Consider the following 8,223-nt stretch of genomic DNA (forward strand, 5'->3'; position numbering starts at 1 on the left):
GGTGCTGCCCGGTCACCGCCTCAAGCGTCACCTCCGGCCGTTCCAGCAAGCGGTACGCCGCCTTAAAGGCAATGCTGTTCACTTTGAAGGGCAAAATGCCTATGGTGACGGCCCCTCGGTGATGCAGGATCGGCAGCCATGGCCGGTGTTCCTGCTGGCCTGCCGGCCGGCGTTCGTTTGAGCGACCACGTCAGCCTCGGGGTGATCGCCGGGGCTGTGCCACTGGCGCGGGTGCGCGAGATCCTCACCGAGACTGGCCGTGCGAGCGAACGCGAGCGCGATCTGCCTGCGTCGGTGATGGTCTACTACGTCATTGCCATGACGCTTTATATGGGCTCGAGCACGCGCGAGGTGCTGCGCTGCCTGCTGGAGGGCCTGCGCTGGCTTTGGGGTGCGGAGGCGGTGCGGGTGGCCGGCAAGAGCGGCATCTCGCAGGCCCGCAGTCGGCTCGGCGAGGCGCCGCTGCAGCGGCTCTACGAGGCGCTGGTACAGCCGATCGCCACGCCCGCCACCAAGGGGGCGCGGTACCGCGGCTGGCGGCTGACCAGTCTGGACGGCACCTGCCTCGACGTTGCCGACACGGAGGAGAACCGGGCGGAGTTCGGCCTGCCCGGGGCCAGTCGCGGGGAGAGTGCCTTCCCGCAACTGCGGCTCGTGGCGTTGGTCGAGAACGGCACGCATGTGCTGTTCGGCGCGCGGCTGGGCCGGTATGCCGAGGGCGAGACGACGCTGGCGCAGGCGGTGCTGGGCGCGCTGCGGCCCGGCATGCTGTGCCTGGCGGACCGGCAGTTCTTCGGCCACGCGCTCTGGAGCCGGGCGGCGAGCACCGGCGCCGACCTGCTCTGGCGGGTCAAGAGCAACCTGCGGCTGCCGCGCGAGCAGGTGCTGCCGGACGGCTCCTACCTGAGCACGGTCTATCCGGACCAGGCGGATCGCCGGCACCGCAGCAACGGCCTGCGACTGCGTGTGGTGGAGTACCGGCTGGAGGACATCCCCGATGCCGAACCGCTGTATCGCGTGGTGACCAGCATCCTCGACCCGCAGCGCGCGCCGGCGGCGGAACTGGCCGCGCTCTACCACGAGAGGTGGGAAATCGAGGTCGCCTTGGCGGAGCTGAAGACGCAGCTCCGGGGCGCGCGGGTGGTGCTGCGCTCCAAGACACCGGCGCTGGTCCGCCAAGAGGTCTGGGGCCTGCTGCTGGCGCATTTCGCGGTACGCGGGCTCATGCACGAAGCCGCCCTGCAGGCGGACGAGGATCTCGACCGGCTGTCCTTCTCACACGCCGTGCAGGTCATCCGCCGCAAAATCCCGCACTTCGCGGCACTTCCCCCCTCGGCGCAGGCGTGCCCTGCATAAGGCGGTGCTGGACGAGATCCTGGAGGAGCGCGCGGTGAGTGGTCGCGGTCGACAGGTGCCGCGCGGCGTCAAGCGGAAGATGAGCAACTACCCGCTGCGCCCACGCGCACCACAGCCAATCACCCGTGTCGATTACGGAGCCGCGATAAGGATTTCAAAGTGAACAGCATTGGCCTTAAAGGGGACCGTCCAGCGATAAGTGCTCTAACACGATTCCTTTAACCTACTGATCTTACAGCATAAAGATCGCGTCCGTCGTAGCAGTTACCACCGGACAGGCACTTAGTACCAGCCCAGCTGCTCATCTGACCAGGCAGCCCAGCCGTCGGCTGCGCCGCCATCGCCGCGCCCATCGTCACCGCCCGCCGCGTCCGGCGATGGTTGCCCAAATCAACCTCGCCCCACTGCCGTTCCGCCCAGCTCCCCGCGTCTTCCATGACCGGCAGCCCTACCTGCAGGCCAAGCCCCTACGCCGAAGCTGAGTTGTGGGTAAGGTCAAGACCTGAAGGGCGGGGTCCCTCACGGAAGCTCCGACGAGGCGGGCCGAACCTCAAAGGCGAGCCGCCCGGTCCTTTCTCCATGCGCCGGCGCAGCCTCCATGCCGGTTGGGTTCGGGACGCACAGGGCAGGTTCGACAGGAGTTTTGCACCAAAACGCTTATATTAATGCCCCAGTAATCGCGTTCTGATTTCTAAGGCCAACCATAGAACCGGGTTCCGGCCATGCTAACCAATCTCGAGCGGGCGGGGCAGCGCGACCCGCTGACCGGCACCGCAACGCCGACAGCGATGCATCGCTTTGTCGAGGTGGCGCTCGACTTGTCGGATTCCGAAGGGCTGCCCGTCGCCCTCGTCGCGATTGGGCTGGATGGCCTGGACCGGATTGCGACGGTGGAAGGGCCCGACCAGGTCGACAGCATCCTCCTCGGCGTCGCCGACCGCTTGCGCGCTGGGCTCCGGTCGAACGATTTGGTGGGCCGGCTGCCGCAGGGTTTTGCCATTTGCCTGCCCGAGGCCTTCCGCAGCGGGGCTCGCAACGCCGCGCTGCGGCTGCAGCGACTGGTCGCGGGCACACCGGTGCCGACCGAGCGCGGCCCGATCGCGATCCGCTGCAGCATCGGCCTGGCCTTCGGTCGGGGCCCCGGCAGCCCGGCCCAGGATCTGATCGCTCGCGCCTGCGTCGCCCTCGCCTCGGCGCAGGCGAGCGGCGGAGGGCAGATCGTGATCGATCCCTGATCTGCGGGATCCGCCGTGCCATGGCGGCGTCCGAGGCTGCCTGGCCATTGCCCGTGCCGCCTTGTCCGGCGGAAGCAGGGAATGACGGAGGCATCAGCACGCCCGCCCAGATCGGCGCGTCCACAGGCCTGCTTACCACCGAGGTGATCCGGCAGTTCCCCCGCCGGCAGTGATGGGCGGGCGAGATGGAAGCCCCGGCGCTTCCGGCGCTTCGCCGTCTACTCCGCCGCGGTCTCGATTTTGGCTTCCCGCTCCAGCCGGTCGAGCAGGCCCGGCACCTCGCCGGCCGGGCATGGCCGGCTGAAGAGGTAGCCCTGCGCCTCCTGGCAGCCCTTGCGCAACAGCGACAGGAGTTGCTCTTCGGTCTCCACCCCTTCCGCCGTGGTCGTCATGGCGAGCCCGAGGCAGAGATCGGTGACGGCCCCCACGATAGCGTTGCTCTGGGGCGACTGCTCCAGCCCACTGGTGAAGCTGCGGTCGATCTTAACCTTGTCGAAGGGGAAGCGTTGGAGGTAGCTGAGCGAGCTGTAGCCAGTGCCGAAATCGTCCATGGCGATGCGCACGCCGAGCGCCTTCAGCCGGTGCAAGGTGGCGAGCGTGGCCTGGGTGTCCTGCAGCATCACCGTCTCGGTGATCTCGAGCTCGAGCCGGGCGGGGTCGAGGCCGGACAGCTCGAGGGCGGTGGCGACCGCATCCACCAGCCCGCGGCTGGCGAACTGGACCGGTGAGAGATTGACCGCCACCTTCGGCGTGCCAAGCCAGCCGGCGGCATCGCGGCAGGCTTGGGCGAGGACCCACTCGCCGAGCGGGACGATGAGACCGATCTCCTCGGCGAGCGGGATGAAGGCGTCGGGCGGCACCAGGCCACGCTCGGGATGACGCCAGCGGATCAGCGCCTCGAGGCCACTGACCCGGCGCGAGGCGACGTCCATGATTGGCTGGTAGTGGAGCTCGAACTCGCCCGCGGCGAGGGCCCGGCGCAGGTCGGTCTCCAGGGCACGGCGCAGTTGCATGCGCGCGTCCATCTCGGGCTCGAAGAAGCGCCAGCGCCCGCGCCCCTCAGCCTTGGCGCGGTAGAGCGCCATATCGGCGTTCTTCAGCAGCGTGTCAGCGTCCTCGCCGTCGCCGGGCACCATGGCGATGCCAATGCTGGTGCCGACCACGACCTGATGGCCGTCGAGCTCGAAGGGAGCGCTGAGCACCTCGACCAGCCGCTTGGCCAGTGTGGTCGCGGCGGTGGGCTGCTCGGCATCGACCTGGATGATGGCGAACTCGTCGCCGCCGAGGCGAGCGATGGTGTCGGTTTCGCGCACGCTGTCCAGCAGCCGGGCGGTCACTGCCTTGAGCAGGGCATCGCCGACGGGGTGGCCGAGGGTGTCGTTGACTTCCTTGAAATGGTCGAGGTCGAGGTAGAGCAGGGCGCAGCCTGTGCCACGACGGGCACGGGCCAGGGCCTCCTCGAGGCGCTCGCGGAACAGGGTACGGTTGGGCAGGTCGGTGAGAGCATCGTGATGAGCGATGTGGGCAATGCGCGCCTCGGCCTCGCGCCGCTCGGTGACGTCGATGACGGCGCCGATCGCATGCACCGGCCGCCCTTCCGCGTCGTAGTCGGTGCGGATGCGCGCTTCGACGTGGCGCACCTCGCCCTCCGCCACGCCGCGCAGTCGGTGGCTGATGACGTATTCCGGTTCGCACCGCGCCCACGCCGCGCCGACCTCGGCCTGGAGCCCCTCGAGGTCCTCGGGCAGCACCGCGGCCAACCAGCTCTCGGCCGGGACCGGCTCCTCGCCCGGAGGCAGGCCGAACATGGATCGCGCCGCCGTATCGCAATGAAACAGGTCATTGGCAACGTCGTGCCGGAAACTGCCGATCCGTCCGACCTGCATGACCAGGCGCAGCCTTGCCTCGCTCTCGCGCAACCGTTGCTCCGCCTCCCGCCGCTCGGTGATGTCGATAACGACACCGATGGCGCTGACCGGGTGCTCCTCCGCGTCGTAGGTGTAGCGGGCGCGCACCTCGAGATGACGCGGACTGCCATCCGACCCGCCATGGAGCCGGTATTCGGACGTCAGCCCCTCGGCGCGGCTGGCGATGGCCTCGCGCACCCGCGTCGCCATGCACTCGCGGTCCTCTAGCAGCATCGAGTCCAGCCAGGTCGCCGTGGAAATCGGCTCTTCGACGGGCCAGCCGAAGATAGCCCGTGTCTCCGGACCGCAGCGGAACGCGCCGGTAGCCAGGTCGCGCTCGAAGGTGCCGATCCGGCCGACCTCCATGCCCATCCGCAGCAGCGCCTCGCTGGCGCGCAGCCGCTCCGCGGCCTCGCGGCTCTCGGTGATGTCGAGCACGATGCCGACACTGCGCAGCGGGCGGCCGGCGGCGTCGCGCGCCGAGACCGCGGCGCTGATGCGAACCCAGGCTATCGTGCCATCCGGCCGCAGGTAGCGCTTCTCCATATCATAGCCGTGGCCCGCGGCCACCGCCGCGCGCAGCCGTACCGCGGCCTCGGCGCGATCCTCCGGGTGATCGAGATCGCCGGAGTCGAGGCCGCCGAGCAGCTCGGACTCCGTGCGGCCAGTGATCTCGCAGAAGCGCTGGTTGACGCGGACGAAGCGGTTGGACGCGAGGTCCAGCTCCGCGACGCCGGCTGTTCCGGTTTCGAAGACTGCGCCGAAGGCGGCCTCCCGCTCGGCCAGGGCGCGGGCGGCCCGCTCGCGTTCCTGGGAGAGGGCCAGCCTTGCCTCGGACTCCGCCTGGGCCTGCCGCAGCCGCTGCAGCGTCGCGCGCTGCCGGTCGTGCCGGTTGGCGAGCAGGACGCCGCCGAGGATCAGCCCCTCGAGAAGCAGGATCAGCAGGCCGAGGCGCCTGGCCTCGCGGTGCCAGGGCTCGAGAACCGCCTCGACCGCGCGCGTCGCCTGGATGACCAAGGGATAGCCCTCCAGCGCCCGCGCGCTCTTGATTCGAAGCTTGCCATCCAGCGGACTCATCTCCGTCGCGACGCCGCTGCCGCCATTCGGCAGGGGTTGCCGGAACGCTGCGCTCTGGGCGGTGGAGGTGCCGACCGCCTCCTCGATCCGCGGGTGGCGGACGAGCAGCAGGCCGTCGCTGCGGGAGAGCGAGATCGAGCTGTCCGGGCCGAGGGCGACGCCGCCAAAGTACCGCTCGAAGTTGTCGAGGGCAACCGTGGCACCGAGGACACCGAGAAAGCGTCCGTCCCGCGCGCTGATGCGACGCGAAACGTAAATGTTCCAGACGCCGTCGAAGGTGTTGCGTGAGGGCGAGCTCAGGTAGCTCTCGCGTCCTGGCACGTCGGCGATGGCCCGGAAGAAGTCCCGCTCGGCATGCGAGAGGCTGGGGGTCGGCCACGGGGCCTTGGTACCCACGATGAGCCGGCCTGCGTCGTCGGTCAGGAAGACCGACGCGACCTGCTGCAGTGCCGCCATGCGGCCGTGCAGTGCCGCCTGCACCGCCAGGGAATTGGCGCGGTCCGCATAGGTCTCGGGGAGGTCCATTCCCTCGGCGTGCAGCCATTCGAGGATGCCGGTTTGCATCAGCTCGATGGCGCGGAAGCCCCGCTCCACCGAGGTCGCCAGGACGAGGGAGAGGTTCCTCACCTCGCGCTCGGCGTCGCGCAGGGCCACATCGCGCTGCTGTAGGAGGTAGGCCCCGGTGCCGATGGCCAGGACTAGGCCCACGACAGCGCCGACGAGCCCACGCCAGACTGCATCGCGAACGCGCAGGAAGGATCGCAGTACCGAGGCAAGCAGCAGGTGCATGACGAGAACCGCGAAAAAGGACGACTTGGCGTTCCTTATCGGGACTCCGGTCCTGCAGGGCCATGAACCCGGTGCCTCAACGTGCCTGCTGCTCTCCGAGCGGGATACGCTCTACCGGAAATGCGGCTAGTGCTCCAATCGGCTGCTGGCCAACGGCGACGAGCCGGTCTTCCGCTTGCGCAAGGGCGGCGCGCTTGACCCTCGCAGGTGCACCACATCGTCAAGGCAGCGGCGGCCCGCGCGGGCCTGACGCTGGAGGTCTCGGCACACTGGCTGCGGCATGCGCACGCCAAGCCATGCCCTGGATCTGGGCGCCCCGATATCCCTGGTGAAGACCACGCTCGGGCATGCCAGCGTGGCGACTACCGCCCGCTATGTGCACGCGCGGCCGAACGACAGCAGCGCGAGATGCCTCGCCGGCTGACCCGCTCCGCTACGATATTACAGAAGCGAACTGGCGGCTCTCGTGCAGCTTGTGAAGCGCTGCCGAGCGGCCTGTTACCACGGCGGCGCGAGCCCAACGTGGTGCGGTCATCAACCAATCCGACACCTCAGCGCCAGTGTGTGCCAGCAGAATGCCCAGTTCAAAATAGGCGGCCGCGGATACGTCGCTGTGGCGCGCTACATGCTGTCCTACCAGAGCGGTGCTCAGCGCTTCCAAATCGTCGGTGGCGGTTGTCATGTCTGCCGAGTAGCACAACGATCTTGCTGTTCTGGGCCTAAATCGTTGGATGTGGTGCCTCACTCGTCGCGCTGGGACCAGCTTGCCCTCCTTCTGGCCGCCTGGATCGGCCCGAGGCACAATTAATAGTAGAAAAATTTTGATTATATACGCTCATTTAAGTATCTCGGCTCGATGCAAGACAGCAGCACAACGGGCCGGAGGCGGCCACTGGCGTTGATCGTCGAAGACGAGGCCCTGCTATGCCTATTGGCCGATGGTCTGCTCGCTGCGGAGGGGTTCGACACGATCTTCGCTGCGGATGAGACAGAGGCCATGGTCCACGCCACAGCAGCGGCAGACCGGATCGCAGTCGCGGTCGTAGACATGTCTCTCGGCGGCGACGTCGCTGGTCCGCGTGTCATCCGCGCTCTGCGGCAGCATGCTCCAAACCTGCCTGTGGTGGTCATCACCGGCTTTGATGGCGACGCGCCACAAGCCGACCTGCGCGGCCTCGGGTGGCCGACGGTGAGGCTCCACAAGCCCGGCGGCTACGACGAACTTATTCCTGCCGTGCTGGACGTCATGGAGCAGGCTCGCACAGGTACTTGGCCACAGGAATGGCGCCGCGACACGGATTACGTCTAGTGGGTCACTTGCCTCGGAATGCGCCATTCTCATTGACTGCTGTCGTGCCGGGATAGCGGCTGAGAGGTGTGAGCACCTGAGCCGCCGAGTGCGCGTGCGTTGCCATATTGCTTGCGTCGCCTTTTCCGGCGCTTGCCGTTCCACAAGAAGGGTGTTGGCTGCCGGTTCCAGGCTTGTGCTGTCTGTTGGAACCAGGTGCCGATCTCAGTCGGGTTTTGCGGATGCTGGCCATCGAGCGTGCGGCGCTTGAGGATGCGCTGGATAGACTCGGCCATGTTCAGCCAGCTGCCGCCGAGCGGGGTGTAGAGCGGCATAATGCCATGCTGGCAAAGCCAGAGCACCATCCCGGTACTCTTGTGGCCGGTCAGGTTGTCCCAAACGAGGAGCATGCGCAACGGCGGCAAATCAGCCGGCAAGGTGAAGCGCTCCACCAAGCCCTCTTGCCAAACCTCCCATGTGGCATGGGTCAGCGTCGCATCGGTTGGCGCGACGGGTGGCGGCATGGTCGCCAGGATCGCCGCAAGCCGTTCCTTGAGCCAGCCGTGCAGGG

Annotated in this window: 8 protein-coding genes; 5 read left to right on the forward strand and 3 right to left on the reverse strand. The window is 68.0% G+C overall.

The annotated features are described in order from the left end of the window. The 3 genes from Q7A36_RS36680 to Q7A36_RS36690 form a co-directional block, all read left to right on the forward strand. Positions 1-181, forward strand: a 181-nt coding sequence (locus Q7A36_RS36680) for a hypothetical protein (protein ID WP_305108749.1), incomplete at its 5' end; no start/stop codon positions are given. After that, positions 139-1,356 (forward strand): IS4 family transposase, encoded by a 1,218-nt coding sequence (locus Q7A36_RS36685; protein ID WP_305108750.1) that lies wholly within the window; start codon positions 139-141, stop codon positions 1,354-1,356. The genes Q7A36_RS36680 and Q7A36_RS36685, both read left to right, overlap by 43 nt. Before the next feature lie 4 nt (positions 1,357-1,360). Next, positions 1,361-1,519, forward strand: a complete 159-nt coding sequence (locus Q7A36_RS36690) for a hypothetical protein (protein ID WP_305108751.1) — start codon at positions 1,361-1,363, stop codon at positions 1,517-1,519. Positions 1,520-1,574: 55 nt separating this feature from the next. Here Q7A36_RS36690 and Q7A36_RS41865 read toward each other — a convergent pair whose 3' ends face one another. Then, the gene (locus Q7A36_RS41865; RefSeq protein ID WP_370655773.1) at positions 1,575-1,793 is read right to left on the reverse strand and encodes an IS4/Tn5 family transposase DNA-binding protein; all 219 of its coding nucleotides are present in this window, start codon (positions 1,791-1,793) and stop codon (positions 1,575-1,577) included. A 285-nt stretch (positions 1,794-2,078) separates the two neighbouring features. Here Q7A36_RS41865 and Q7A36_RS36695 point away from each other — a divergent pair, with 285 nt between their 5' ends. Next, positions 2,079-2,591, forward strand: coding sequence for a GGDEF domain-containing protein (locus tag Q7A36_RS36695; protein WP_305108752.1), 513 nt, complete (start codon positions 2,079-2,081; stop codon positions 2,589-2,591). 218 nt (positions 2,592-2,809) lie between these two features. Here Q7A36_RS36695 and Q7A36_RS36700 read toward each other — a convergent pair whose 3' ends face one another. Further along, positions 2,810-6,283, reverse strand: coding sequence for a bifunctional diguanylate cyclase/phosphodiesterase (locus Q7A36_RS36700; protein WP_305108753.1), 3,474 nt, complete (start codon positions 6,281-6,283; stop codon positions 2,810-2,812). Between the two features lie 979 nt (positions 6,284-7,262). On the opposite strand from Q7A36_RS36700, the gene Q7A36_RS36710 reads away from it, so the two are divergent. Then, a complete protein-coding gene (locus tag Q7A36_RS36710) occupies positions 7,263-7,673 on the forward strand; it encodes a response regulator (protein WP_305108754.1) in 411 nt (136 codons plus the stop codon). A 29-nt stretch (positions 7,674-7,702) separates the two neighbouring features. On the opposite strand, the gene Q7A36_RS36715 is transcribed toward Q7A36_RS36710, so the two are convergent. Beyond that, positions 7,703-8,223: transposase (locus Q7A36_RS36715; protein WP_305108755.1), on the reverse strand; the 521-nt coding region annotated here is incomplete at its 5' end.

The sequence above is a fragment of the Paracraurococcus lichenis genome (assembly GCF_030657435.1).
Lineage (GTDB): Bacteria > Pseudomonadota > Alphaproteobacteria > Acetobacterales > Acetobacteraceae > Paracraurococcus > Paracraurococcus lichenis.

Bases quoted from the DNA above. Each gene is read 5' to 3' on its own strand.
- Q7A36_RS36685 (WP_305108750.1), top strand. From the start codon at position 139: ATGGCCGGTGTTCCTGCTGGCCTGCCGGCCGGCGTTCGTTTGAGCGAC.
- Q7A36_RS41865 (WP_370655773.1), bottom strand. From the start codon at position 1,793: ATGGAAGACGCGGGGAGCTGGGCGGAACGGCAGTGGGGCGAGGTTGAT.
- Q7A36_RS36695 (WP_305108752.1), top strand. From the start codon at position 2,079: ATGCTAACCAATCTCGAGCGGGCGGGGCAGCGCGACCCGCTGACCGGC.